Origin of the sequence: uncultured Maricaulis sp. (assembly GCF_947259345.1) — a bacterium.
GTDB lineage: Bacteria > Pseudomonadota > Alphaproteobacteria > Caulobacterales > Maricaulaceae > Maricaulis.
Genome location: NZ_CAMYLS010000008.1, coordinates 20,217 through 45,147, shown reverse-complemented (window position 1 = coordinate 45,147; position 24,931 = coordinate 20,217). Strand labels below are relative to the sequence as shown.

26 protein-coding genes and 1 tRNA gene are annotated in these 24,931 nt (G+C 63.6%); 13 read left to right on the top strand and 14 right to left on the bottom strand.

The window, feature by feature from the left end; genetic code table 11:
- The first annotated feature begins 155 nt into the window (after positions 1–155).
- On the top strand, positions 156–482 hold the full coding sequence (locus Q0X62_RS04835) for a chorismate mutase (RefSeq protein ID WP_297732293.1): 327 nt from the start codon (positions 156–158) through the stop codon (positions 480–482).
- 6 nt (positions 483–488) lie between these two features.
- On the opposite strand, the gene Q0X62_RS04830 is transcribed toward Q0X62_RS04835, so the two are convergent.
- Positions 489–815 carry an Hpt domain-containing protein gene (locus tag Q0X62_RS04830; protein ID WP_297732291.1) on the bottom strand — a complete coding sequence of 109 codons (327 nt, stop codon included), beginning with the start codon at positions 813–815 and terminating at the stop codon, positions 489–491.
- Between the two features lie 154 nt (positions 816–969).
- Between Q0X62_RS04830 and Q0X62_RS04825 the strand changes: the two genes are divergently transcribed.
- The 4 genes from Q0X62_RS04825 to Q0X62_RS04810 all read left to right on the top strand — a co-directional run bounded on the left by Q0X62_RS04825 (position 970) and on the right by Q0X62_RS04810 (position 4,056).
- Entirely contained in the window at positions 970–1,437 is a 468-nt protein-coding gene (locus Q0X62_RS04825) for a hypothetical protein (protein WP_297732289.1), read from the top strand.
- 67 nt (positions 1,438–1,504) lie between these two features.
- Positions 1,505–2,605 carry a lyase gene (locus Q0X62_RS04820; RefSeq protein ID WP_297732287.1) on the top strand — a complete coding sequence of 367 codons (1,101 nt, stop codon included), beginning with the start codon at positions 1,505–1,507 and terminating at the stop codon, positions 2,603–2,605.
- Between the two features lie 115 nt (positions 2,606–2,720).
- Positions 2,721–2,796, top strand: a tRNA-Lys gene (locus Q0X62_RS04815).
- Between the two features lie 135 nt (positions 2,797–2,931).
- Positions 2,932–4,056 (top strand): alpha/beta hydrolase, encoded by a 1,125-nt coding sequence (locus Q0X62_RS04810; RefSeq protein WP_297732285.1) that lies wholly within the window; start codon positions 2,932–2,934, stop codon positions 4,054–4,056.
- 92 nt (positions 4,057–4,148) lie between these two features.
- Here Q0X62_RS04810 and Q0X62_RS04805 read toward each other — a convergent pair whose 3' ends face one another.
- The 3 genes from Q0X62_RS04805 to Q0X62_RS04795 form a co-directional block, all read right to left on the bottom strand.
- Positions 4,149–5,852, bottom strand: coding sequence for a methyl-accepting chemotaxis protein (locus Q0X62_RS04805; RefSeq protein ID WP_297732283.1), 1,704 nt, complete (start codon positions 5,850–5,852; stop codon positions 4,149–4,151).
- A 121-nt stretch (positions 5,853–5,973) separates the two neighbouring features.
- Entirely contained in the window at positions 5,974–7,989 is a 2,016-nt protein-coding gene (locus tag Q0X62_RS04800) for a TonB-dependent siderophore receptor (protein ID WP_297732281.1), read from the bottom strand.
- 30 nt (positions 7,990–8,019) lie between these two features.
- On the bottom strand, positions 8,020–8,529 hold the full coding sequence (locus Q0X62_RS04795; RefSeq protein ID WP_297732279.1) for a hypothetical protein: 510 nt from the start codon (positions 8,527–8,529) through the stop codon (positions 8,020–8,022).
- A gap of 285 nt (positions 8,530–8,814) precedes the next feature.
- On the opposite strand from Q0X62_RS04795, the gene Q0X62_RS04790 reads away from it, so the two are divergent.
- Positions 8,815–9,294 carry a paraquat-inducible protein A gene (locus Q0X62_RS04790; protein ID WP_297732277.1) on the top strand — a complete coding sequence of 160 codons (480 nt, stop codon included), beginning with the start codon at positions 8,815–8,817 and terminating at the stop codon, positions 9,292–9,294.
- Here Q0X62_RS04790 and Q0X62_RS04785 read toward each other — a convergent pair.
- Positions 9,291–9,764 (bottom strand): MarR family transcriptional regulator, encoded by a 474-nt coding sequence (locus Q0X62_RS04785; protein ID WP_297732275.1) that lies wholly within the window; start codon positions 9,762–9,764, stop codon positions 9,291–9,293. The genes Q0X62_RS04790 and Q0X62_RS04785 overlap by 4 nt on opposite strands.
- Positions 9,765–9,848: 84 nt before the next feature.
- Between Q0X62_RS04785 and Q0X62_RS04780 the strand changes: the two genes are divergently transcribed.
- Both Q0X62_RS04780 and maiA read left to right on the top strand, forming a co-directional pair.
- Complete coding sequence (locus Q0X62_RS04780; protein WP_297732273.1) at positions 9,849–10,493, top strand: fumarylacetoacetate hydrolase family protein; 645 nt, start codon at positions 9,849–9,851, stop codon at positions 10,491–10,493.
- A gap of 3 nt (positions 10,494–10,496) precedes the next feature.
- Positions 10,497–11,144 (top strand): maleylacetoacetate isomerase, encoded by a 648-nt coding sequence (gene maiA, locus Q0X62_RS04775; protein ID WP_297732271.1) that lies wholly within the window; start codon positions 10,497–10,499, stop codon positions 11,142–11,144.
- On the opposite strand, the gene Q0X62_RS04770 is transcribed toward maiA, so the two are convergent.
- Positions 11,141–11,965, bottom strand: coding sequence for a nuclear transport factor 2 family protein (locus Q0X62_RS04770; RefSeq protein WP_297732270.1), 825 nt, complete (start codon positions 11,963–11,965; stop codon positions 11,141–11,143). The genes maiA and Q0X62_RS04770 overlap by 4 nt on opposite strands.
- A gap of 99 nt (positions 11,966–12,064) precedes the next feature.
- Positions 12,065–13,234 (bottom strand): DUF418 domain-containing protein, encoded by a 1,170-nt coding sequence (locus Q0X62_RS04765; RefSeq protein ID WP_297732268.1) that lies wholly within the window; start codon positions 13,232–13,234, stop codon positions 12,065–12,067.
- A 142-nt stretch (positions 13,235–13,376) separates the two neighbouring features.
- Here Q0X62_RS04765 and Q0X62_RS04760 point away from each other — a divergent pair, with 142 nt between their 5' ends.
- Positions 13,377–13,643: a hypothetical protein gene (locus Q0X62_RS04760; protein WP_297732266.1), complete on the top strand. Its 267-nt coding sequence runs from the start codon at positions 13,377–13,379 to the stop codon at positions 13,641–13,643.
- Positions 13,644–13,816: 173 nt separating this feature from the next.
- On the top strand, positions 13,817–15,856 hold the full coding sequence (locus Q0X62_RS04755; protein WP_297732264.1) for a hypothetical protein: 2,040 nt from the start codon (positions 13,817–13,819) through the stop codon (positions 15,854–15,856).
- On the opposite strand, the gene Q0X62_RS04750 is transcribed toward Q0X62_RS04755, so the two are convergent.
- Genes Q0X62_RS04750 through Q0X62_RS04730 form a run of 5 tightly spaced genes read right to left on the bottom strand, consistent with a single transcriptional unit; the run spans position 15,853 to position 20,540 of the window.
- The gene (locus Q0X62_RS04750) at positions 15,853–16,482 is read right to left on the bottom strand and encodes an ABC-type transport auxiliary lipoprotein family protein (protein WP_297732262.1); all 630 of its coding nucleotides are present in this window, start codon (positions 16,480–16,482) and stop codon (positions 15,853–15,855) included. The genes Q0X62_RS04755 and Q0X62_RS04750 overlap by 4 nt on opposite strands.
- A complete protein-coding gene (locus Q0X62_RS04745) occupies positions 16,479–17,429 on the bottom strand; it encodes an MlaD family protein (protein ID WP_297732260.1) in 951 nt (316 codons plus the stop codon). Before Q0X62_RS04745 ends, Q0X62_RS04750 begins: the two co-directional genes overlap by 4 nt.
- A 3-nt stretch (positions 17,430–17,432) precedes the next feature.
- Positions 17,433–18,206, bottom strand: a complete 774-nt coding sequence (locus Q0X62_RS04740) for an ATP-binding cassette domain-containing protein (RefSeq protein WP_297732258.1) — start codon at positions 18,204–18,206, stop codon at positions 17,433–17,435.
- Positions 18,203–19,348 carry an ABC transporter permease gene (locus Q0X62_RS04735; RefSeq protein ID WP_297732256.1) on the bottom strand — a complete coding sequence of 382 codons (1,146 nt, stop codon included), beginning with the start codon at positions 19,346–19,348 and terminating at the stop codon, positions 18,203–18,205. Before Q0X62_RS04735 ends, Q0X62_RS04740 begins: the two co-directional genes overlap by 4 nt.
- Positions 19,349–19,367: 19 nt before the next feature.
- Positions 19,368–20,540 carry an MFS transporter gene (locus tag Q0X62_RS04730; RefSeq protein WP_297732255.1) on the bottom strand — a complete coding sequence of 391 codons (1,173 nt, stop codon included), beginning with the start codon at positions 20,538–20,540 and terminating at the stop codon, positions 19,368–19,370.
- Positions 20,541–20,689: 149 nt separating this feature from the next.
- Between Q0X62_RS04730 and Q0X62_RS04725 the strand changes: the two genes are divergently transcribed.
- The 3 genes from Q0X62_RS04725 to Q0X62_RS04715 are packed head-to-tail and all read left to right on the top strand — an operon-like array spanning position 20,690 to position 23,776.
- The gene (locus Q0X62_RS04725; protein WP_297732253.1) at positions 20,690–21,955 is read left to right on the top strand and encodes a glycosyltransferase family 4 protein; all 1,266 of its coding nucleotides are present in this window, start codon (positions 20,690–20,692) and stop codon (positions 21,953–21,955) included.
- Positions 21,956–21,959: 4 nt separating this feature from the next.
- Complete coding sequence (locus tag Q0X62_RS04720) at positions 21,960–22,679, top strand: methyltransferase domain-containing protein (RefSeq protein ID WP_297732251.1); 720 nt, start codon at positions 21,960–21,962, stop codon at positions 22,677–22,679.
- On the top strand, positions 22,679–23,776 hold the full coding sequence (locus tag Q0X62_RS04715) for a hypothetical protein (protein WP_297732250.1): 1,098 nt from the start codon (positions 22,679–22,681) through the stop codon (positions 23,774–23,776). The genes Q0X62_RS04720 and Q0X62_RS04715 overlap by 1 nt, the downstream gene beginning before the upstream one ends.
- Here Q0X62_RS04715 and Q0X62_RS04710 read toward each other — a convergent pair.
- Together Q0X62_RS04710 and Q0X62_RS04705 are read right to left on the bottom strand one after the other, a co-directional pair.
- Positions 23,736–24,338, bottom strand: coding sequence for a class I SAM-dependent methyltransferase (locus Q0X62_RS04710; protein WP_297732248.1), 603 nt, complete (start codon positions 24,336–24,338; stop codon positions 23,736–23,738). The two genes, Q0X62_RS04715 and Q0X62_RS04710, sit on opposite strands and share 41 nt — an antisense overlap.
- Positions 24,338–24,778 (bottom strand): hypothetical protein, encoded by a 441-nt coding sequence (locus tag Q0X62_RS04705; protein ID WP_297732246.1) that lies wholly within the window; start codon positions 24,776–24,778, stop codon positions 24,338–24,340. Before Q0X62_RS04705 ends, Q0X62_RS04710 begins: the two co-directional genes overlap by 1 nt.
- Positions 24,779–24,931 lie beyond the last annotated feature (153 nt).

Genomic DNA, 24,931 nt, shown 5'->3' with positions numbered 1-24,931 from the left:
TCTGAGCCCGCAGCATAACGCCACTGCCCGCCGGGTCATATGATGAATGCGTGTCAAGCGCATCAGCGCGCATTGGCCAGCTGTGACAGTCCGCCGCTTGGGCCTCGCCGCGAGCCCGCTTATAAGGGGCGAAACAAGTACAGGTGTCCGCCCGCATGACCACGTCCAGCCGCCCCGGCATACCCCAACCCGAAGCCTGCAAGACCATGCAGGATGTGCGCGCCGGCGTGGACGCGCTCGACCGCGAGCTGGTCGCCCTGATTGCCGAGCGGGCGCGCTATATGGAAGCTGCGGCCCGGATCAAGCCGAGCCGAGATGTGGTCCGTGATGAATGGCGGATCAATGATGTAATTGCCAAGGTCACGGCGGAAGCCGGCAAACACGGACTGGCCGTCGAAATCGCCGAACCCGTCTGGCGCGAACTGGTCGAACGCTCCATTGCCTATGAATTCAGCGTCTGGGACAGGACCCGCGAGGGCTGAAACCGGTCAGTCCGCTTGCGCGAAGGCGAGCTCGGTTTCGCGGACACAGCGCTCCACTTCCAGGCGCGCACCCGGCCAGGCCGGTTCCGTTGCGGCTTCCACCGCATCACACAAATCAGCAAGCGCGAACGCGCCGACGCCGCGGGCCGCGCCCTTGAGCGTGTGACAGGCGGCCTGCCAGGCGGTCGCGTCGGCCGGCGCAGCCATGATCGCCAGGCAGCGTTGCGCCTGATCACACATCAAGCTGAGCAACTCATCGCGCAGAGCCGCATCGCCGCCCGTATAGCGAGCGAGATGAGCGGCATCGAAGAGCGGTGATGCGGGATTTTCCATGGCGGCAATCATAGCGCATGTCTAGCGAAGGGCCCTTAACACCCTCCTTAATTTCCGGCCCGGCAAAGCCGCATCGCTCATCTTGGTGAATGAAGCGTTCAGTTTCGCGTCAGGCGCGAAATGTGAGGCTGGCAACAGCAACCGGGAGGTAAACATGATCAAGTCGGTTCGGATCATCGCGTGCGGGATTGCCCTCACGCTCGGCGCGACTGGCCTTGCCAGTGCCGCTTCGGAACGCATTCAACCCGCCAGCCAGACCCAGAAATTCGCCACGGAGACAGGTGAGAAACGACTGCAACGGCGCGGGCATCGCGATCGCCACGGATATCGCGACCGCAGATCCTCGCGCGGGCATCATGATCGCCGCCGACATCGCGACGGCTATCGCCGCAGCTACCGCGATGATCACCGTGGCGGCTATCGCCGCAATCATCGCAATGATTACCGCGCCGCCCGCCACTACCGCTCGCGCTGCTGGAGCGACAGCCAGCGCTCCCATTTCCGCGGTCGCCCCGCCCTGGTTTCGGTCCGCGTTTGCCGTGACCGCTATGGACGGACTTACACCGTGCGCGGCTCGGCCCGCCTGATCCGCTATCTGCGCGGCCATCGTCGCCACTGGTAGGTCCATGAACCGATCGGCTTGAAGGCAGGTCAGTGGCGCGATACGTCTACCGCAAGGGAGATTGATCATGCGTGACCGACTGACCCGCCTGCTTGCCGTTTCGGTATCCATCACCAGCTTGCTGGCGGCCTGCTCGCAACCCGCCCCGAGCGCGCCGGAAACGCCGCCTGCCTCCGATGACACGACGACCATGCCGGACGAAACGCGTCCAGCCGATGGCGTGACAGCGCCCGACAACAGCCCCGAGATCGCCGCCGTCGACCTGCAGGAGTGGGACGTGCCCTGGGAAGGGCGCCCGCGCGACCCCTTTACGCTCGACGGCGAGACTGTCTGGTTTGTGGGCCAAGCCAATTCCTATATCGCCCGCCTGGATGTCGCGACCGGCGAGATGACACGGATCGACCTGCGCGACGGCGCCGGGCCGCACAATCTCATCGTCCAGGATGATGGCCGCGTCTGGTATGCCGGCAATCGCGATGCCCATATCGGCATCTATGACCCGGCAACCGAGAGCTTCGACTATATCGAGACACCGCGCGACACGACGGCCGATCCGCATACCCAGATCTTCGACGGTCAGGGTCATGTCTGGTTCACCAGCCAGCGCAGCAATTCGGTCAGCCGTCTGAACATGGAAACCCGCGAACTCGACACCATCATGGTGCCGACCGAGGGGGCCCGCGCCTATGGCATCAAGCTGGCGCCGGACGGTACGATCTGGGTCGCCCTGTTCGGGACCAACAAGCTGGCCTCGGTCGACCCGGAAACGCTTGAATTGACCGAGCATGTGCTGCCGCGCGAGACCACCCGCCCGCGTCGCATCGGAATCACCTCCGACGGGCGCGTCTGGTATGGCGACTATGCCGACGGCTATCTCGGCGTGTTTGACCCGACCGACGGCTCGGTTACCGAATGGGAAATGCCCTCCGGCACGAATGCCCGCCCCTATGCCCTCGCCGTGGATGGCCAGGACCGGATCTGGTTCGTTGAAACCGGTGTGGACCCGAACTGGTTCGTGGGTTTCGATCCGTCCAGCGAGGAATTTTTCTCCATCACCGGCATTCCCTCCGGCGGCGGTGTGGTCCGCCACATGCAATACCTGCCGGCGACGGGCGAGTTCTGGTTTGGCAGTGATATGGGCACGATCGGCCGGGCCCGGGTGGAATAGGAAACAAGGTCCACGATAAGCCGGCCAATCACGCATGGGAGATATGTGTGATCGGGCAAAGGAATGGCTTGATTTTACGCGCGGCACGCGTATTTTCCGCCGCTTCCCAACCGGCGCGCCTATAGCTCAGTTGGTAGAGCAGCTGACTCTTAATCAGCGGGTCCCAGGTTCGAGTCCTGGTGGGCGCACCAATATCCGATATTACGCTCATCATCTGCACGCGGGCCCGACAGGTCGGGGCCGGGCCTGTCAGGCATTGACGCGCGGGACCGGCTGCGTCGATCCTTGCAACTGCCTGTTCCGAGCCTTGGAAAGTCACCGTCGCAATGCGCCTGCCCTCCGCCAGTTCATGGCCTGTCCTCGCCCTTGCCCTCATCCTGCTCGCCGCATGCACCACCGCTCCGGCCCATCTGCCCATCATGCCGACGGATGTCGCGGCGGGTGTCAGTGAGCCAATCCTGATTGCGACGACGCGGACACCGAGTGCCGATCCCGACATCCGCCTGACCGCGGACCGAAGCGCCCTCTCCTTCGCCCGGGCCGATGTCTGGGTTCCAGCCAATCGCCTCGCCGGTGAGATCACCTATCCGTCACGCCAGGCCGATCCGGCGCATGAATTCGGACTCACTGGCTACCAGGCCAACATCGCACCGTCCGACTGGTCGGCCATGCTCGACCGGCATTTATCATCCATGCCGCTGGCGGAGCGTCAGGTCTTCGTGTTTGTGCACGGCTTCAACACCCCTTTCTCGGACGGGCTCTATCTCAACGCCCAGATCCTGAACGATTTCGGGGTAAGAACGGCGGCCGTTCATTATGCTTGGCCTTCGGCGGGCCAGTGGCCGGCCTATCTCTATGATCGTGACAGCGCGCAATTTGCCCGTGACGGCCTGGTCGAAACGCTGCAACGGGTGTCCGACAGCCCCGCCGTCTCGATCACCATTCTCGCCCACTCCATGGGATCATTGGTGACGATGGAGGCGCTGCGTCAGCTCAGCCTTGAGGGCCGGCGCGATGTCCTGGCCAAGCTCGACCCCGTCATTCTGGCCTCGCCGGATATCGATTTCGATATTTTCCTGAACCAGCTCGATGCGCTCGATCCACCGCCCGCGCATCTGGCGGTTCTGGTCTCGGACCGGGATCGCGTTCTGGCCCTGTCCGACTCCCTGCGCGGTGGCAATCGGACACGCCTCGGCATTGGTCATCAGCGCGACGTGCTGGTGGAGCGGGGGATTGCCGTGATTGATCTGACCGGATTGCGCGACGGCACTTTCCTGGGTCATGTCGACTTCGCGACATCGGAAACGCTGATGCAGCTGGCCGCAAGCGGCGCGCTGTCACAGGCATTGAACGGAGAAATGGGGCAATCACGCGAGAGCGGTGTGGGTGCCCTGTCCGATATCGCGGCACGGATCATCTACCTGCCGGCACGCGCCCTCGGCGAGCGCTAGCGTTTGACCTGCATCCAGACAAGAAAGCGCCCGGACCGAGGGGGGAGAAGGTCCGGGCGCTTGTGTTGCAAGGCGACATCAGGGGGGAGAGATCAGCCGGCCTCGCGAACCTCGGTCAGGAAGGTTTCCACGGTTGAGTTCAGTTTCTCGGCACGCTCGGACACGGTCCGGACCGCGCGCAGCACGTCCTGGGACGCATCGCCGGTCTGGCGGGCCGAGCGGGACACCACATCGACATTGTCCGAGACGGCCCGTGCACTGGTCGCCGCATGGGCAACCGAGCTGGAAATCTCGCGGGTCGAGGCGCTCTGCTCTTCCGCGGCTGCGGCAATCGCCGAAGCCGAGCGGGAGATCTCGCCAACCGCGCGCGTGACATCCTCGATCGAGGCCGAGGACGAGGCGGCCGCATCCTGGATCGCCTGGATCTGATCACGGATATCATCCGTGGCCTTGGCGGTCTGGGCGGCGAGAGACTTGACCTCCGACGCGACGACCGCGAAGCCCTTGCCGGCTTCACCGGCGCGGGCTGCCTCGATGGTGGCATTCAGGGCCAGCAGATTGGTCTGCTCGGAAATATCATTGATCAGCTGGACCACATTGCCGATCTCCTGCGCCGCAGCGCCGAGATTGTCGACCACGGTACGAACCGACTTGGCGCGCTCATCCGCCTGGCTGGCCATGTCCGAAGAGCCCTGGATCTGCTGGGTGACTTCGGCGATGGAGGCGGTCAGCTCTTCCGAGGCGGCGGCAACCGACTCGACATTGGCCGAGGCCTGGGCGGCGGAAGACGCCATCTGGCCGGACTGCTCGGAGCCTTCCGTCGCGGCTTGCGACAGCTGCTCGGCAATCGCCGACATGGAGGAACAAGCCTCGTTGACTTCGCCGAGCATCGACATGACTTCGGCGTCGAAGGCCTGGGCGAGGTCGTTAAGCTTGGCAGCACGGCGCTCATTGGCCTCGGCCTGGGCGCGCTGTTCCTTTTCGAGGTCTTCAGCCTGCAGGCCTTTTTCGCGGAAACGGCGCAGGCTCTCGACCACAGCGCCCAGCTCATCAGAGCGCTCAAGCGCGGCAATATCGAGGGAGTAGTCGCCATTGGCCAGGGTTTCCGTGGCCGCCGCGATTTTGCGAACGGATGCGGAAATCTGACGGCCGAAGATCACAGCGAGTGCGATCAGGGCGACGCCAACACCGATGGTCAGGCCAATGAAGATAATGATGGAATTACGGGCGCCCGCCTCGGTCGCGGCAGCATCCATGCGCGCCAGCGAGGCACCTTCCATGGCCAGGTCATCAAGGTCCGCGCTGATCTCCGCAAAGACAGCATCGAAGGGCTGAAGGAAGGCGACCGAGCTGGCGAAATCGAGTTCCAGCATCTGGCCGACGAAATCGAGCGCGTCCTTGTAGAGGGCGAGCTGCTCGACCAGGCTGGCAAACGTGTCCGTGCCGGCCGCAATGTCAGCACCGGAAGTTTGAAGTTCGGTGATACGGGCAGAGAGACCATCGACACGCGCGCCAACCGCGTCAAACTCGGCCATGACGTCAATCTCATTGCCGGCGGCCTGGGCTGTGACGACGGCGAGAACGTCGCTATTGATGGTTTGCAGTTCGGATTTCAGATCGGTGAGTTCGAGGGCCGCATTCATTTCGCCCATCGCACGTTGCTGGCTGTCCGACCCGTTCTGCAGGGACCAGGCCCCCAGGCCCGCGACAGCGATCAACGCAATGATTGCCGCGATCGGCGCGACCGCAAAGGATTGCGCGATCGTCAGCTTGAAAAGTGAAGTAACCTTGCCCATTGAACTCTCCCGGATGACATCACCGATTGGCGGTTTTGCCGTTGCTCAGACAATCCGCCTGAATCGCTGAAGTCAGGGTTAACGCCCCGGCGCCAAATGGCACCGGGGCGCTCATTTCATATTAGAAGCTGCTCGACAGACCGAGCCAGACCCGCTGCTCCGACTGGGCGTTGGCGGAAGTCACCTCGCCGTCGTCGAAATTGGCGTTCTGGGCGTTCAGCGACACAGCCATGTGGTCGTTGAAGCGGTAGCCGGCCCGGAAGGACATCGCGACATAGCCGTCAATGGCGACCTGCGTCGGCAGACCGAAGACCGGCTGCAGCGGCGAGGTGGTCTCGGAGGCATAATTCACGAAACCGTCGAGGCTGAGCTTGTCGCCGGTCCAACCGAGATGCGCGTTGAACAGATGGCTCGGCGTCGCATTCTCGAAATCCTGGACATGACCAAGGCCGAACGCGCCGACGAGATCATCCTCGGTTTCCTGGAAGGTGTAGTTCGCATCCCAGGAAATCGGGCCTTCCGGATCACCCGACAGACCCAACTCGAAACCGGCGGTCGAGGTGTCGCCGCGATTATCGAACAGGAGGGTCGGAATGGTCACGGCCGGCGGAAGCAGGTCCGGGAAGAGCCCGAACTGGCCACGCACGTCGGACGTGTCCTGCAGGAAGACCGCCGCCCGCATGTCGACCGTGGGAGACAGGGCGCGATCATAGGCGATCTCATAGCTGTCCACGATGGACGGCACCATGTCCGGATTGCCCGACAGGATGATCGGATTGCCGCCGACGGTCGTTTGCAGCGTGAAACCGATATCGAAGGAGGTCGGTGCCTGGATGCCGCGACCTGCCATGAAGCGCATCGTGCCGCCAAAGGACGGACGCCAGACGAGCGCCGCATTGTAGGAGAACTCCTCGAACGAGACCGAGTAGTCTCCCTGGGTAAAGGCATAGAAGGCGCCCGGAGCGCCATCACGGCTCCAGTCAACAACATCATAGCGACCGGCGAGGGTCAGGTCCCACTCATTCGAGAATTTGTGGTTCCACATCACCGATGCGGCCATCGACTCATAGCCGAAATCGCCATTGCCCGGATCCGGGAAGGATGCGGTCTGCCCGTCGCGGTATTCGGCACCGATCCGGATCGTGTCATTGGTGCCGACCTTGAACAGGTCCTGCACACGGAAGGTCGTCAGCTCGGCGCTGAGCGGACCGAAGGAGTAGGCGATCTCGCTCTCATTGCGATACGCCAGCGCGGTGATCACGCCGTAATCGGTATCCGCTTCCAGCTCGGCCTTGTAGGAGCGCAGCTCGTACAGCGCACGGGCCGAGGAGTAGACCGACGTCATTTCCGACTGATCGACATTGGTGAAGGTGGCTTCCGCTGTCAGGCTGACCTTGTCGGTCAGGGAGAAGCGGCCCTCGAGAGCGCCGGTTTCGCGGTGGAAGTCCTGCAGGGCGAGCGGCTGGGCGGTCGTGGCATTCGGATGCGCCGGAAGCTCGGACGTTTCCGCATTGCCATAGCTGACGCGGAAGGCCGCGCGGTCACCGAACTGGCGAGCCGCGACGAAAGCAGCGTCAAATCCACCATCGGACTCCACATTCACGCGCGCTGTGGCGTAGTCTCCATGCTGCGGGTTGCGGGTGATGATGTTGACCACGCCGGACACGGCGTTGAAGCCGTAGAGAGCCGACTGGGCGCCCTTGACGACTTCGATCTGCTGGATCTCTTCCAGCTGGACCGGAAGGGTCGACCAGGCGGTGTAGCCATAGCTGTCGAGATAGACTTCGCGGCCGTTCACCAGCACCAGAAGGCGCGGCGAGTAAGGCGTGGCGGCACCGCGGATCGAGATCTGACCATCGCCATAGCCGTAGCGGTTGAAATTGATGCCCGCATAGTGACGCAGGATGCCCGGGATGTCGTATTCCGGGAAGCGCTCGATCTCGGCCTGGGTGATGATCACCATTGTGGCCGGAACATCGGAGGCGCGCTGCGGGGCCCCGGTGGCACCTGCAGTGACAGCTTCACCGAACAGCTCGCTCATGGCGGTATAGTCAAGCGACTGGGCCGAAGCCGCAGCATTGAAGGCGACGCTCAGCGCAAGCACGGAGATCGACGTTGTGAGGAATTGGGTCTTCATGGCTAGTACTCTCTCAAACTCTGTTTGCGCTTAGATTTCTTCGATCATCATGGCGAAGGCCGCCGCGAAGGAGACCGACGAGCTGTCAGCGGCGCCGCGATTGACCACGATCCGCACCGACGGGGCGCTTTGCACACCCATCACGCACTGAGCGCTTTCAACGCAGCTCATATCGGTGGAGACGGTCATCACGCCGGCCGAACTGGCGGCGGAGAAGACACCACCATCACCAGCCGCCGCGCCGAGCAGGACGGCCGCATCGGCACCACCGATCGAACCGGTATCAGCCATGGGCACGAGGCGAGCATTCAGCGTCACACGACCAGCAGAAAGACCGCCGGCCATGGCAGAGGCCAGGGCCTGGGCTTCGGCTTCGCTGCCCGCGTCATAAACGATCGCGACTGTGCGATCCGAACCGCTGGCGCCTTCGACGAAGCTCAGAGCGCGACCGATCACTTCGAGATCGCGCTGGGTCGTCTCGGCCATCGCCGGTGTGGTAAAGAGAAGACCGGCCAGCGCCGGCAGAATGAATTTACGCATTGGGGACACCCCGTCCTGTTCCATATGTCACCGCATCGCGGCGTATGGGCTGGGATTAGGGGAGGGATATTAACCCCGTATTTCGTCTGGGTAATTGGATATTACCAATACTTGTAATATCCTATGACCTGCCCGTTACTGCACGACCTGCTCAAAGCTTGTTAACGGAGAGAAGCGGAATTGACGAAATTGCGAAGTATAGTTCATCGCGCCAAAGGCGGTGACGGATGATGCAGGGGGCAGGATATCCCGGCATGCTCCAGCCCCGACCGGATGGGCAGCAGAATGCAGACGGCTGAAAATTTTCGCCCCAATGCTCTGACTACAGGCATTCTTCTGTTGGCGAGCACACTCCTCATACCGGGGCTTTTCCTGCCGGCGCTCGAAACACGTCATCTTGGTCTGTGGGATGACCAGCACAGCATCCTCTCACTGGGCGTCGCATTGGTTCGCGAAAAAGAATGGTTGCTGGCCGGCACAGTACTGGGCTTTTCGGTCGGCTTCCCGCTCACGAAGATCGTCTGGATGTGGCGCATCCAGTTGTCGAAGGACAGTCAGCCTCCGACAAGTGCCTCGCTGCGTTGGCTGGAACGGCTCGGAAAATGGTCAATGGCAGACGTGCTGGTCATCGCGCTCGTCGTGTTCAGCCTGCGTGGCAGCTTCCTAATGGAGGCCCGACCGCTGATCGGCGCCGGCTGCTTTGCCTTGTCCGCGGTACTGGCGATGATCGCAGCGGGCCGGATCGTCGATCGCGGTCGCGGCTAGTTGCCCGCCTGCCGCTCCGCGAGCTCGCCGGCCCGAGAGCGCAGGAGATCGAGAAGCCGCGCGAGTTCGGCGATCTGCGTCTCGTCGAGGCCGGTCAACAAGTCCGCCTCCGCTGTCAGGGCGACGGGCGTGATCTCCGCATAGGTCTGACGCCCTGCCTCTGTCAGATGCAGATCGCGCGACCGCCGATCCGCGACGCGCTCGGCCCGCATGACCAGACCGCGCTCGACCAAGGCCTTCACCGCCCGACTGACGGAGACCTTGTCCATGGCAGCGATGTCCGACAGGGATTGCGCTGTCATCGGCTCGGCCTCGCCCAGAAGCGCAATCACCCGCCATTCCCAGATCGTCAGACCGAAGCGGTCCTGATAGGCCCGTGCAACAAGGCGCGACACCTGGTTGGAGGTGACGGCCAGGCGATAGGGCAGATAGTCGCGCAGGCTAAGCGCAGGCGGGGTCGGATCAGTCATGCCCCAGACCTGCCGGATGCCGGCTGCAGCTGCAAGCCGTTTGTTGGCTCGACGGCGCAAGCCTTCCTCGGCTATCGATAGCGCATGAGCGATCTTGTCACCTGCCCCGCCGCGCCCCGTCTCGCCCTTGATGGCGACAGCCGCCATTTCCCCGTCGGTCGCGTCTTCTGTATCGGCCGCAATTATGCCGACCATGCCAAGGAGATGGGCGAAGCCGCCGAAGCGATCTTCTTTACCAAGCCGGCCAGTGCCGTCTCGACAGCGCCCGCCCTGCCCTATCCCGGCGAGACCGAGGATCTGCATCATGAGGTGGAATTGGTTCTCGCGCTGGGCGAAGGCGGCGAGATCATTGCCTGCGGGACCGGCGTCGACCTGACCAAGCGCGACCTCCAGGCCCGCCTCAAGGCGAAGGGCGCGCCCTGGGAGATTGCCAAGGGGTTTGACCGATCCGCCCCGATGGGCGCGCTTCGGCTTGGCCCACCGCCCGCCAGCGGCGCGATCACGCTCAGCGTCAACGGGACGCCGCGTCAATCGGGCGATCTCGAGCAAATGATCCTGCCGCCAGCCGCCCTTCTCCAACAATTGGCGCGCTATTTCACACTACAGCCGGGCGACCTGATCTTTACTGGAACGCCGGCCGGTGTCAGCGCCCTTCTGCCTGGCGACGTCGTATCGGCCCGCATTGATGGCCTGCCTCCGCTTGATTTTACGCTCACGGAAAGACGCTGATCCATGACCACCAAACTCTATGGCTATTGGCGTTCCAGCGCGGCCTACCGCCTGCGTATCGCGCTCAATCTCAAGGGCGTCGACTACCAGCAAGTGCCGGTCAATCTGAAGGAAGGCGAGCAGCGGGGAGCGGCCTGGCTGGATATCCAGCCCCAGGGTCTGGTCCCGGTTCTCGAGCATGACGGCGTACGCCTGCTGCAATCTCCCGCCATCCTGGAATGGATTGACGAGACCTGGCCCGACCCGGCCTTTCTGCCGAGGGACACAATCGCCCGCTGCCAGGCGCGCGGCTGGGCCTCCATCATTGCCTGCGACATCCACCCGCTGCAGAATCTGCGTGTACTGAAAGCCGTGGCGGGCGATCTCGGCCAAGGTCCGGACGGCATGAAAGCCTGGTCCCAGCGCTGGATGAAATCCGGTCTCGACGCGCTCGAGACGCTGGTTGAGGCTGCTCCAAGAACCGGCGAGTATCTCGGCGGCCAGATACCCGGCCTGGCTGACATCTATCTTGTGCCTCAGGCCTATAATGCCCGGCGCTGGGGTCTCGACATGAGTGACTGGCCCGCGCTCGCAGCCGCTGATGAAGCCTGTCGCGCCCTGTCGGCCTTCCGGGATGCAGCCCCGGAAAGCCAGCCTGACGCAGAGGTTTAGGCCCGGCGCGGTTCCCAGAAGCTATTCACGATCTCCCAATCCCCGGCCACGCGGAGCAGGAATATCCATTCCGTCCGATCGGCCGCATCAATGCGCGCCGCGCCGGTCATCTGGGTCGCCTCGAAAACCGTGACGGTCGACGGCGTGTCCGCCGCGCCGGTCTCATCGAGATGAATGGCAATCGTTTCCAGGGTTTCCGGCGCGAGGAATTCCCGCGTGCCACTGCGATCAACATGGCGGCGGTCGAAATCCGGATAGACAGAGGCGGTCACCGTTTCGGCATCGCCGGCATCCCAGGCCGCCGCATAGGTTTCGACGAGCTCGCCGATCATGCGCATGTCATCGGCCCGGCCCGGATTGTCGATCCAGCCATAGCCGCCATAGGCACAATTCACGAGGGTCCACTCGCCATTGATGCGCGTGCCGACGAAGAAGTCATACCAGTCCGTATCAGCTGTCAGCTGGAAGACGCCGGTATCGGCCGTGCTGTCAAAGAAGCGGACATCGACGGTTGACGTGATCGGATCCAGATGACCATCGGCATTGTACAGCTCGCCCAGAACCTGCAGGTCGCCCGGCGTCAGATTCTCGATCACCATGCGGCCACGGCCCTGGAAATTCGGACGCAGGCCCAGCTTCGACAATTCCGGGTGGACGGTCGACAAGACCTGCTCCGCATCACGTGCGTAAAAACCGCGGGCAAAACGGTCGGCCAGCGGCTCGAGCGCGGCCTCGGTGGCGGGGTCGTCAGCAAGGCTGACCGACGTCAGGCCAAGCGGAGCGAGTGTGAGGGTTGCGAGCGCGGCGAGTGTTCGGATCATCATCATGTCCCCTGGGTGATTTCGCCTACAGATCGCCATTCCGGTTGCGGCAAGCACGTTTAATCTGGGCAATCTCATTCAACTGATTGTGATCTGGGCCTAGCGCCTCAGTCGAGCAAAGCGACGATTTTCGAAGCCATCCAGCAGCCATTCCAGCGGCCCCAGCCGGAGATATCGATCCATCAACCAGACTGCCGCTGCCTGAATGCCCGCAAGAGCGAAACCGAAGGCAAATAGCGCAGCGGGGCCTAGTCGCCCGAACAAACCCATTCCGGGCAGGCCGGAGAATATCAGCGTCAGGACAATGATCTGCCCGACATAAACGCTCAGCCAGAGATGCCCGGCCCGGATGAAGAGCAGCTGGACCGGCTCGGCGATCCGGAAACGGACGGCAAGAACGACCAGGGCGGCATAACCATAGGCCATCAGCAGGGCCGCAAACGAGCGCCCCACCAAGCCCTCCCAGGCCTGCGAAGGCGCGAAGGAAACGCTCAGCGCCTGCACCGCGCTCCACCCGCTCAGCGGAAGGCCGATCCCGAGCGCCATGGCGGCACTGATCACCAGCGGCATGACCGGCCAGCGTCCGCCCCAGAAGCCGCGCTCCACCAGCTCCATGCCGAGCAGGAGCAAGCCCAGAACGCCGCCGCCGAGGAAGAAGAACTCAACCAGGTGAAATTGAAGTGCCGTGGCCATATTGTGCGGCAAACGGGCCCAGAAACCGGATTGATGAGCCGCCTCGATGGCGGCGATGCGGGCTTCGTCCAGTCCGAGTAGATCGGGCAAGCCCATTGTGTCGGGCAAGAGCGCGGTAATGCCGATCCCGCCGAGTACGATCAGGAATGTGCCACCGACCAGCGCCACAAGAGACGCCCAGCGCGTCACAGGCCGCAAGGCCCGCATGGGCAACGCGATCATTCCCGCGATCGCCATTACAGTCAGCAATTCGCCATACCAGACGAGGTAGGCGAGACCGAGCCCCAACAGGCTGAGCCAACCCAGTCCCGACTTGGCGCCGCTGTGCTGGCGCAGCGTCAGCGCAGACCCGAACAGGACGATCAGGAGGATATTGAATACCCAGGCGACGAAGGTTTGACCGGTCCACCAGGCGAGACTGTCCAACGGGCCCGGCGTCGCAGTTTGCAGCGGCAAGAGGTCGGCCGCAGCCCAGACATGCGCAAAGCCCGGCATATTGGCAAAGAGCAGGCCAAACACCGTCACCCCGAGCATGATCAGGATGCCGGCCTCTTCCCCTTCTTCACCTGTGTCCATGCCTGCTCCTGCGGGCGCTGCCCCATTTCCGCCATCTTCTTACGAAGACTTCATGAAACTCTCATATTGTGTGAATTGCCTTCACCGTATGCAGGTCCTAGTCACATATTCAATCCTTCGGACGTTCAGGCGCACACCAGACATGGTCCAGTTTTTGATATCCCTTATCGAATGGTTCGCCATGGTGGCCCTGTCATCGGTCGGCATTGAGGCGTCCGCGCGCACCGAGTGCGGCTCCAGCCCGGCGCCGCAGCCCGCAGAGTATCGCGAAGCGGTGATGAACCTGAATGACGGCGCGGCGATCGGCTGGCACAAGGTCAGTCTTGATCCGTGCGCACAATGGACGCCGATAATCGACAATCGCGAATTGCCGGAATTGCTGTCACCGCCGCTGGTCTACAACAGCTAGCCTCCCCGCACAGACCGCCTTCCACGCGACCTTTCCGCTGCAAATATTGAATTTGCATAGATTATCTGTGTGCCTGACGCGCATCTCCCCCTATTCTCTGTCATATTGAGCCTGATCGGCCCGCCCTCGCGCGCGGACGTGCTCATTACGGATTGCAGGCAGCCAGGCCCGAAATGACCGAGACCAGACAAGACCACACGATCGAACTCGCGGAGATGACCATGGCCGACGAGGAAAACCAGGCGTCGATAGCGCCGACTGACCGCCAGGCGCTGACCGCGCCCGCCGTCCGGGAGACAAACGGATCCGACGCGCCGCCGCGGGGGGGCAATTGGCTGGTGTGGCTGGGCAATTGTTTCGCACTCTGCTGGGTCGGCGGCGCCAGTGCCTATCTGTGGGCCTATCTGGGCATCCAGTCCTTCGAAGCCCTGGGCCGTTACAGTTTTGGTCAGCTTACGGGCCTTTCCGTGTTTGCCCTCCTGCCAGCCCTGATCTTCATCATCGCCGGCATGATGGCCCGTGAAATCGTGCGAAGCTCTGCCAATACGCGCCGCGTCGAGCTGGCCATCCGCAAGCTGGCCGAGCCGGCACAATACGCCCGACACGAGGTCCAGACACTGTCCGATGCCGTGTCCGGCGAAGTCGAGCGGATCAATTCCGCGCTTGAGAGTGCGCTGGCACGACTGGCCGCCATGGAAGAAGTGATCAGCCACCACGCTGAGTCACTGGAACAATCCGCTACCGATGCCCGCGACCGGACCGAGACTCTGCTCAAGGGACTGCGCACAGAACGCCTGCGTCTGGGCGAGGTCTCGGAATCATTGGATGACAAGGCCGCGCTCATCGCGGCCGCCATCTCCGATCAGTCGAAAATGGTGGCCGCCGCCGCGGAGCTCGCTGCGAGCCAGGCCTCCGATAGCGAACGGCGGATCCGTGCCAGCGTCGATGGCCTCAATGAAGCTGGCAGCGCGGTAACCGAGCGCAGCGATGCGGCCGCCCTGATCATCTCTGAACGGAGCAGCCATCTGCGCGAACTGTCCGACGGGCTCAAGGAACGCTCGGAGAATCTCGACGCCGCCTATGTGAAGCATCGCCAGCGCCTCGCGGATGCCGGTGAAGCCCTGCGGCAGGAGCAGGAAAAGATCGCCGCCGCCCTCGACTTCCACAAGGCAGAACTGGAGGTCATGGCCTCGACAGCCCGCGACGGGGCAGACGCGCTCAACTCCGCCGCCTCCAATGGCGCGGTCGCATTCCGCGAAGCCGTTGAATCAGCAATCGAACGCGCCGACAGCATGGCCGGCCGGGTCCGGTCTGAAACCGAAAGTGCAGCCCAGGAGCACGAATCCGCCCTCGCGCGACTCATCGCCTCGGCCCAGGAAGCCAAGGCCGTGTCCGAAGCCGCGATCGAGGCCATCGAAGCCCAGGCCGATATTGTCGCCAGCAAGGTCGAACAGACCAATGAAGCGGCCTATGAAGCTGCGCGCCGCTCGGACGAAGCCTTCGAGCTCCGCCTCGCCGAAGCGGACAAGCTGACCAAGCGCGCCTCGGTCGCCGCAGACGAGGCCGCCGAGTCCGTCCGCAAGCGGCTTGAGGGCGTGCTTGCATCGGCCCGCTCGGAAACCCAAACAGTCGAGCGCCATCTCGATGCGATGACCGAGCGCTTGTCGGAAATGCCGGGCATGGCTCGTGACCGGGCTCAGGAAGCAGCAGACACATTGCGGCGCGGCCTGGAGGGCCTGAATGCCGCCGCCATGGCAGCCGCAGAGGAAGCCCAGGAAATCGATGCCGCCTTCCAGGCGCGTATCCGCCAGAATTACGAACTTCTCTCTGACTTCATGCTGCGCATGGGGTCCGTCGCAGGCGGTCGTCGCGCGCCTGACCTCGGCAGCAATGAGCTGCCAGACCCGTTGGCCGGTCGCAAGGCCCGGCGTTCTGACGCGACGCGTGATGACACCCCGACCGACACGCCTGATTCACAATCAGACGCCGACATGGATCGGCCTTTGGGCCATTCCGAAGCCTCCACCCAGCCACGGGCAGACAATGCCGTCGGCTTCCCGGAGCGCGGCGGGCGCCGCCCCGGCGGATCCGGCAGTGAGCCCGGCTGGCGCTGGAAAGACCTGCTCTCATCCATGCCGGACGAGGAGGAGGCCGACACATCCAAACGCGGTCGCCGCTCTGGCAAGACCGACACGGACTCCAAGGACAGCTAGTTGTTTACGGCCTGCGTGCGCCCGGCCGTCCAATCCGCGATCTCCCGGCTGGCTTCGCGCGCGGCTTGATCAAAGGCGGCGACAATCGCCGTGGTCCGGTTGGCGCTGGCGCGCACTTCCGACGTCACCACCCGCGCCCCGGCGAAACGACGGCCGTTCTCGGCAACCAAACGAGCAGCAAGACGAACCCGAATTATGGGCGCGGCGTCCTCACCACGATCATAAACAGCCTCAAATTCCTGCATGTCGAGGCGAAGCTCGTAATCCGCCCGCACACCATCATCGGCCCGAGTCGGGGCAAGCCCGGATTGACGCGCATTGAATGTGTCTACGACCAGACTCTGAAGCAGACGCGGTGCCGGGGATATCCAGCGCGCGCCATGTATATAGGCCAGGCTTGAGCCATCCCGCATGATCGCAATCTGGTCGCCCGACAATCCGCGCGGAGCATTCGGCGTGTCGATTTCGATAATGGTCCAGTTCTCGCCGGCCAGCTCGGCCGGTTCCGGCGAGGACAGGCGATAGACCGAAACCGGCTCGGCCTCGGGCAACAGCGAGACGCAGGCGGAGACCGAAAGGGCGCTCAGCCCGATCAGAGCAGCCCGGATGTAACGCGATCCGCTCATTGCGGCACCTCCACGGTTTCACGGGGGGCTCCGGCGATGAAGCTGCCCGGATTGCTTTCCACCTCGGACGTGATCCGTTCGAGCGAGGCCACGACGCGCCGCAGATCAGACAGGGTCCGGTTGAGATCCTCAATGCCACTATCGGCCAGGCTTTCCAGCGCCGGCTGAAGCGTGAGGACAATCTGGTTGGTATCGGCAGCGGCCTGGTTCACGGCCATGGCCGCCAGCGTGGTCTCATTGGTGGCCAGTGTCATCTCATTGTTGAGGAAGGCCTCCGCCGTCACGCCGAACCGCTCCAGCGAGACCGCGGCCTCATTCATGCCCTGGGCGGCCGTATCAATGCTGGCGAGCGTGTTGCGCATATCTGCGATCAACGCCTCTTCCTCGGAGAGCCGATCCGTGATCTCGCGCAGATTGGTCAAAGTTGCAGAGACTTCATCCACATTCTGCTCGGACAGGAGGGCGGTCAGCCGGAAGAGTGCCGTCTGCGCCGCGTCGAGAACATCCTCGGACCCTTCGACCAGGCCTTCCAGCTGGGCCCGGCGCGCAAAGATGCGCGGCGGTGGACGATTGGCCGGGCTCTCCAGGCGCTGGGCCTCCGGCGTGCCGCCGGTGATCAGGACATAGGACAGGCCGGTCAGCCCTTGTGGTTCGAGCTGGGCCTCGCTGTTCACCCTCACCGGCGTCTGCGCCAGCACACGGATGCGGGCGATCACCCGGCTTTGATCATCCAGTTCCAGGTCGGTGACCTCCCCGACCTGAATCCCGTTGAAGCGCACTTCACCGCTTTCGCGCAGCCCCCGGACAGGCCCGTCAAAGACAATGTCATAAAAGGCGTAGTCCTCGTCGAAGGAGACCTTGCCGAGCCAGAGGGCGAAGAAGCCACCGGCCGCCAGAAGAAGGACAGCAAACAGGCCGACCAGGGCGTGATGGGCTTTGGTTTCCATGCTCTAATTCTCCTTGCCGGCCAGCGCGGCACGCCCGCGCGGTCCGTGGAAATACTGCTTGATCCAGGGATGGGGGTTCCCCAACAACTCCCTTATCGGCGCAACGGCTTCAACCCGCTTGTCGGCCAAAACCGCAACGCGGTCACAGATCGCGTAAAGACTGTCGAGGTCGTGTGTGATCATGACCACAGTCAGCCCCAGCGCGTCGGACAATTCCCGGATCAGATTGTCAAAGGCCGCCGCCCCGATCGGATCGAGCCCGGCGGTTGGTTCGTCGAGAAAGAGGATTTCCGGATCCAGTGCCAGGGCCCGGGCCAGAGCCGCGCGCTTGCGCATACCGCCGGACAATTCGGACGGAAAGCGATCCGCCGCGCTGGGATCGAGGCCGGCGAGACCGATCTTCATGCCGGCAATCTCCTCCATGAGCGAGATCGGCATGTCGATGTGCTCACGTAGCGGCGCCATCACATTCTCCAGCACGGAGAGCGAGGTGAATAGCGCGCCATTCTGGAACAGGACGCCCATCCGGCTATCGATGAGACGACGTTCGGCATCGGACAGTTCCGACAGCCGCCGGTCATTGAGGAAAACGTCTCCGCCTTCGGGCCGTTTCAGGCCGAGAATGGTGTTCAGGAGCACCGTCTTGCCCGTACCCGATCCACCGACAATGCCGAGAATCTCGCCGCGCCGGACATCCAGATCTAGATGCTCATGTACGACATGGGAGCCGAAAGCGCTGCGCAGATTGCGCACGGAGATGAGGATGTCCTCGCTCATATGCCGAGCTCCAGATACATCATCGCGAACAGGGCTTCGAGCACGATCACCGCAAAGATGGATTGCACGACCGAGGCGGTGACGCGCCGTCCCAGCGACTCCACATCACCCTGCACCTGCATGCCCTGGCGGCAACCGATGATGGCGACGACGAGACCAAAAACCGGGGCCTTGGACATGCCAACCCAGAAATGGCTGATATCCAGCTCGGAATGCAGGCGTGTGAAAAACAGGGCCGGCGAAATATCCTGAGCCGACCAGGCCACCAGCATGCCGCCAAAGATGCCGGAGACCATGGCCCCGAAGGTCAGCAGCGGCGCCATCAGCACACAGGCCACGACGCGCGGCAGGACCAGCGCTTCGAACGGGTCGAGGCCGAGCACGCGCATGGCGTCGACTTCCTGCTGCATCTTCATGGCCCCGATCGAGGCCGTGAAGGCACTGTCCGATCGGCCCGCCAACATGATCGCCGTGATCAAGACACCGAACTCACGCAGAACCGAAATCCCCACCAGCTCGACAGTGAAGACGGAGAAGCCGACACTCTGCAACAGATTGGCGCCCATATAGGCCACCACAGCACCGATGAAGAAGGACAGGACGGCGACGATCGGCAAGGCGTTGACGCCGACTTCCTCCATCGCCCAGACGGTCGGCGTCAGGCGGAAGCGCCAAGGCTGAAGGAAGCAGGAAATTCCGGTCGTCAGCGTCTTGCCGAAGAAGGCAAATGTGTCGACCGCCTCCTGGTAGGCCGCCTCCAGGCCGGCGCCAATCCGGGCGAGGGCCTTGATGAAACCGAATGTCGGCACTTCGTCAGGCCCGCAGACCTGAGTACGCTGGCGCACTTCCTCGATCAGGCGGCGCACCGTCCGGTGTTCGCCAACGAAGTGAAAGTCCGCGTCCGGGGTCGGGCAACGCCGCGTCGCCCGCCCAAGCAGATAGGCACCGGACGTATCGACCCGGCCAAGATGGGTAACATCAACGATGATGTTGCAGGGGTCGGTCGCATTCTCGACCGCGCGGATCGCACTATCATGACGGCCGATCGTGTCGACCACCCAATCCCCATGCGGCTCCAGGATCGTGCGCTCGCCCTCCTCGCGCACAACCAGTTCCGCCCTTGGCGATGATTCGTCCCGCATTCCCCTCATCGTGCAAATCCTAGTCGATATTTTCCCGACGCGGGAGTGAAGAAACGCGATGCAAACCCAGAGCGGCAACCAGGCCCAAAAGCCCCGGCACCATCATGAAAGCGAAGCCACCCACTCCGAAGGATGCGAAGGCATAGCCTGACAGGGTCGACATCGCTGCCAATATGATGCCACCCGACAAGGCCGAATTGAGGCCTTGTGACAGGGCGGTCTGGTCGTCCGGCATATCCTGGGCGGTGAAACGCAGGAAGCCGACATAGGTGGCGGCGAAGGTCAGGGCGTGCAAGGCCTGCAGTGGAAACAGGGCCCAGACTGGCGGCGAGAGTGCGGTCAGCCCCCAGCGAACCAGCGAGGCCAACCCGCCCAACATCATCAGACCAGCCGGGCTGAGGCGGCCGAGCCAGCCCCGACCGGACAGCCACAGAAAGGCGATCTCGAAGGCCACTGCGGAGGCCCAGAGCGTCCCGACCATGGCGCCGCTGATACCCTGCTGGGTCCAGGCATTGGCCGAGACGACATAGTAGAAAGCATGGCCCGACTGGATCAGGGCCGAAGCGGCCAGGGCGAGCCCCAGCGGCCCGATGAGGAGGCGGCGCAATTCCCTCCACTCATCAGGTCTCGGAATATGGGCCGCAGGGCGATGCCCAGGGGGCAACCAGGCCGCGGCCAGCGCCATCAGCCCGCCGGCAATGATGACCCAGGCCAGCACGCTCTCTGTCCCGGTCCGGTCGATGAGCGCGCCAGCGGCGAAGTTGGCGACGATGAAAAGTGCCGATCCGAAAGCGCGGACCGGTCCGAATTCGAAAGCGTGATCGCGCGCGGCGCGGATGGCAAAGGCGTCGGTGACAGGGATCTGACCAAATACCAGTGCCCCGGCGGCGAAGGACAGAACGACAAGAAGCCAGGGCGAGTCGACCGGGATATGCAGGGCGAAAACGATCACGCTGCCGATGGCAAAGGCGAGGATGGGATCGCGATGACGCACCGCCCGATCCGCCCAGCGCGCGCCGATCGGCGACACCAGCGTCCGGCCGATCATCCCTGCGGCGAGGATCCAGCCAATCCATTCCGGCGACAGGCCGCGCCCGTCCAGCCAGCGCGGGAAATAGGGCAGGAAAGCCCCGAACATGAGATAGAAGGCGCCATAATAGGTCGCAAAGCGCAGGGCTGTGGGTTTGACCATCATGTCTTCCTGATCACAGGCTTCGCTGCAGCGCCGCATTTCCCGGCAGGACCGGCTTGGCGAACAATGTTCACTTCTATAGGTTCGCGGTTCAATTGCCACCGCCGGAATCACGCCTCATGGATGGACATAACCTTGTTTCCACAAGGATGGAAAAGGAGAGTGAGGTCACGCCGGTGCGGCTCTTGCGCGTCCTTGTCACCGGCTACCGGTCCCATCCCCATGTCGGCGGACAGGGCGTCTATCTGCGAGAGCTGACCCGTGCCCTGACCGCGCTCGGCCATGAGGTCTCGGTTGCTTCCGGTCCGCCCTATCCCGAGCTCGATCCCGGCATCACCCTGCATGAACTGCCCTCGCTCGACCTGTTCGCCGAGGACAATGCCTTCCTCGCCCTGCGTCCGCAGCACCTGACATCCTGGGCCGATCTGTCGGAATGGCTGGCGCATAATTCCGGGGCGTTCGGGGAACTTTACGCCTTCGGGCGTCGGCTCGACCGCTTCTTGAAGGCGCATGAAGGACGGTTCGACGTTGTTCATGACAATCAGACCCTGTCGGCCCCCATGGTCCGGATCAATGCCCGCATCCCGGTCATCACCACCCTGCATCACCCGATCGCCATTGATCGCGATTATGCCATCGCCGCGGGTCGCAAATGGTGGGAACGCCTGCTGACCCGGCGCTGGTACCGCTTCATCGACATGCAGGCGAAAACCGCCCGCGCCCTGCCACGTCATCTGGCCGTGTCCGACGCCGCCCGCCAGACCCATGCCGAGCGATATGGCGTCGATGCGAACCGTGTCCGGGTTGCCTTCAACGGGCTGGATCATGACACTTTCTGCCCAGACCCGATGGTCGAACGCGAGCGCGGGCTGATCGTGACCACGGCCAGCGCCGATGTGCCGATCAAGGGGCTGGATGTGCTTATCGAGGCCCTCGCCCGTGTCGCCGCAGCGCGGCCCGCAGCCCGGTTGCACATTATCGGCACGCTGCGCGATGGCCCCGCCAAGCGCATGCTGGCGGCGCATGGCCTGTCCGACCGCGTCACCACATCCTCCGACTTGAGCCGGGCCGAGGTCGCCGACCTTTACCGTCGCGCCCATATTGTCGCCTGCCCGGCGCGCTTTGAAGGTTTTGGCTTTCCCGCGGCCGAGGCGATGGCCTGCGGTGCCGCCGTGGTCGCCAGCGATGGCGGCGCGCTGCCGGAAGTGGTGGGCGATGCCGGACTGGTCTCTCCAGCCGGTGAAGCCGGACCGATGGCGGACAATCTCGCCCGGCTGCTCGATGACCCGGGCCTGGCCGATGAACTGGGCGTACGGGCCGCGACCCGGGCCCGGGAAGCGTTCAACTGGTCCAGCCACGCGCTTGCCGCCTCGCATCTCTATGTCGAGGCCTTGTCAGAACAGGTCAGGGCCTGAACCCATGCAAACCATTCAGACGGAAAGCCTGGCGCTGGAGCCCGGCATGCGCATTCTCGACCTTGGCTGCGGCCAGGGCCGGCATCTGCACGGCCTGTATTGGGACGAGACGCCCGTCACCGCCGTAGGGCTGGACCTGTGTTATGAGGATGTGGTGATCGCGCTCGACAAGTTTTTCGAGCTGCCGCCCCCCGAGCCGGCCTCGCCACTGCGCCATGCCGTGCTTACGGCCGGGACGGGCGAGACGCTGCCCTTCCCCGACAACACGTTCGACCGCGTGATCTGCTCCGAAGTGCTTGAGCATGTGCCAGACCCGGAGCTGTTTCTGGCGGAGATCAGGCGCGTTCTGAAGCCGGACGGAATCTTTGCGGCCTCGGTGCCGCGTTACTGGCCGGAGGCGATCTGCTGGTCGCTGTCCTTTGGCTATCAGAACACGCCGGGCGGGCATGTTCGTATCTTCAAGCCGAAAGCCTTCCGCCATGATGTTGAAAAACATGGTTTCCGGCGTTTCCGTCGCCACTGGGCCCACGCCTTGCACAGTCCTTATTGGTGGCTGCGCTGTGCCGTCTGGGACACGCAGGAAAGCAATGGTCTGGTGGCGCTTTACCGGCGCTTCCTGGAATGGGATCTGATCAAGCGCCCCTGGCTCACCCGGGCCCTGGAAGGGCTGCTCGATCCGGTGATGGGCAAGTCAGTGGTGATGTATTTCAGGAAGACGAGCTGATGAGCGATCTGGTCGACATTCGGGCCTGCGCCGATCATATCGCTGCCCTGCAACGCAGCGACGGCACCATCCCCTGGATCGAGGCCGGCGTGTGGGACGCCTGGAATCACGGCGAAGCGACAATGGGTCTCGCCATTGCCGGACGTGAAGGCGAAACCCGGCTCGCCCTGACCGCGTTGATGGATCGCCAGGAATCCGATGGCGGCTGGACCGGCGATCTCGGTGCTTCGGTTCCGCTCGACGACGCCAACCGACATCTCGTGCCGGGCAAGCCGAAAACGGCACGGGACACCAATTTCTCCGGCTATGTCGCGGTCACCGTGCTGCGTAGCCTGCTGGCGCTGAAAGCGATCGACCAGCTGCCTCGCTATTGGCCGATGATCGAGGCGGCGATGGACTTCGTCCTCGCCCACCAGACCCCGCATGGTGATATCGTCTGGCGGGCCCGCGGCGATGAACAGACCCTGACCGAGATCGACAGTCTGCGCGCCGGCAATGCCAGCCTCTACAAGGCGCTCGAATGCGCCAGCCTGATGGGACGCCGGCTGGGAAAACCGGTCGAGCGCTGGATGGAGGCCCGCCGCAAGATCGGTGCAGCCCTGCGCGAGAATGATGCCCGCTTTGACCGCAAGGGCACCGACCGGCGCGGCTTTGCCATGGACTGGTATTACCCTGCCCTCGCCGGCGTCCTGCCGACCGATATCGGCCGAGCGCGCCTTTATGCCCGCTGGACTGAATTCGTCGAACCGGGCCTGGGCTGCCGCTGCGTCTCCGACCAGCCCTGGGTCACCGCGGCGGAAACGGCCGAACTCGCCCTCGCCTGCCAGACGGTTGGCAAGCATGAACAAGCGCGCGCGCTGATCGCCAATCTGGCGCCACTGATCGCCCGGGATGGCGGTTACTGGATGGGTTGGCAGTTCGAGGAGTCGATCATCTGGCCGCGCGAGCGTCCGTCCTGGACATCCGGTGCGCTGATCATGGCGGCGGATGCGATCGAAGGACTGAGTCCGGGCCACACACTGCTGGTGGCCAACCATCTGCCGGAGTATCCGGCGACTAGAGCCGCCGCAAAACTTCCAGCGTTCCTGTACGCCTGACCGGTTCGAACAGGCCCGACGCACAGGCCAGCTTCCAGATCTCGTAAGGCGGGCGTCCGCCATCTTCGGGATTGGGGAAGACGTCGTGGATGGCGAGGATGCCACCGGCGACGACACGTCCGGCCCAGCCGCGATAATCGGCCAGCGCCGCCTCCATGGAATGCCCGCCATCAATGAAGACCATGCCCAGCGGCGTGGTCCAGTTGGCGGCAATCACGGCAGACCGTCCAACCAGCGGAATGACACAGTCTTCCAGCTCGCCGCGGAACAGGGTCTCTCGCAGGGCCGGCAGCGTCTCGACAGCGCCCAGCTTGGCATTGAACAGCTCGGGATCGTGATACGCCTCGCCGGGCTGATGCTCTTCGGAGCCGCGGTGATGGTCCAGCGTGTAAAGGATGGTCCCGGCCTGACGTGCCGCCGGACCGAGATAAAGCGCGGACTTGCCGCAATAGGATCCGATCTCCAGCACGGGACCCAGACCTCCGGATTCGGCGGCGAGTGCGGCCAGCGCTTCGCCTTCCTCGGGGTCGAGGAAGCCTTTGACATCATCGGGATGGATCATCAGGAAATGGATGGATTGAGCATCTGGCGACGTAGATCGGCCAACTCATCGGCACGATCCCGCAAATCGCTGACCCGCAGCGCCAGGAGATCCCGCTCGACACGAAGTCCGTCCAGCGCCTCGGCATCATGATATGTGGTCAGTTCCAGCAGCGCAGCGTCGAAGACGGATTGCGCTGTCTGGGCATTGGCCATCGCCGATTCCACGGTGCCGAGAGCATCGGTCACGTCCGAGCGCGACAGGCCGGCCCCCTCGACCATGAGGGCGCGGGATGCCGCATCGATGGCTGCCGCACCTTGCCAGGTCTCGACAAGATGGATGGCGATCCGATTAAGCGTCGGCGATGCTGTCAGGTCGAGCTCAGCGGTCTCGACATAGAGCGTCAGGCCGCTGGCATCAGTTTCAGCATCCTGCCCGGCGAGCTGGTTCATCCAGCGCATCGCCGTGTCCATCGAACTGGCTTCGCGGACCAGGCCGCGCGCTCGAAGCGACGATGTGAAATTGTCGGCCGCTCGATCCAGTTCTAGCTGAGCCGGGGTGGAGGCTGCTCGTGACCCCGGGAGGGAGGACGCGGCGATCGAGATCGGCGCACT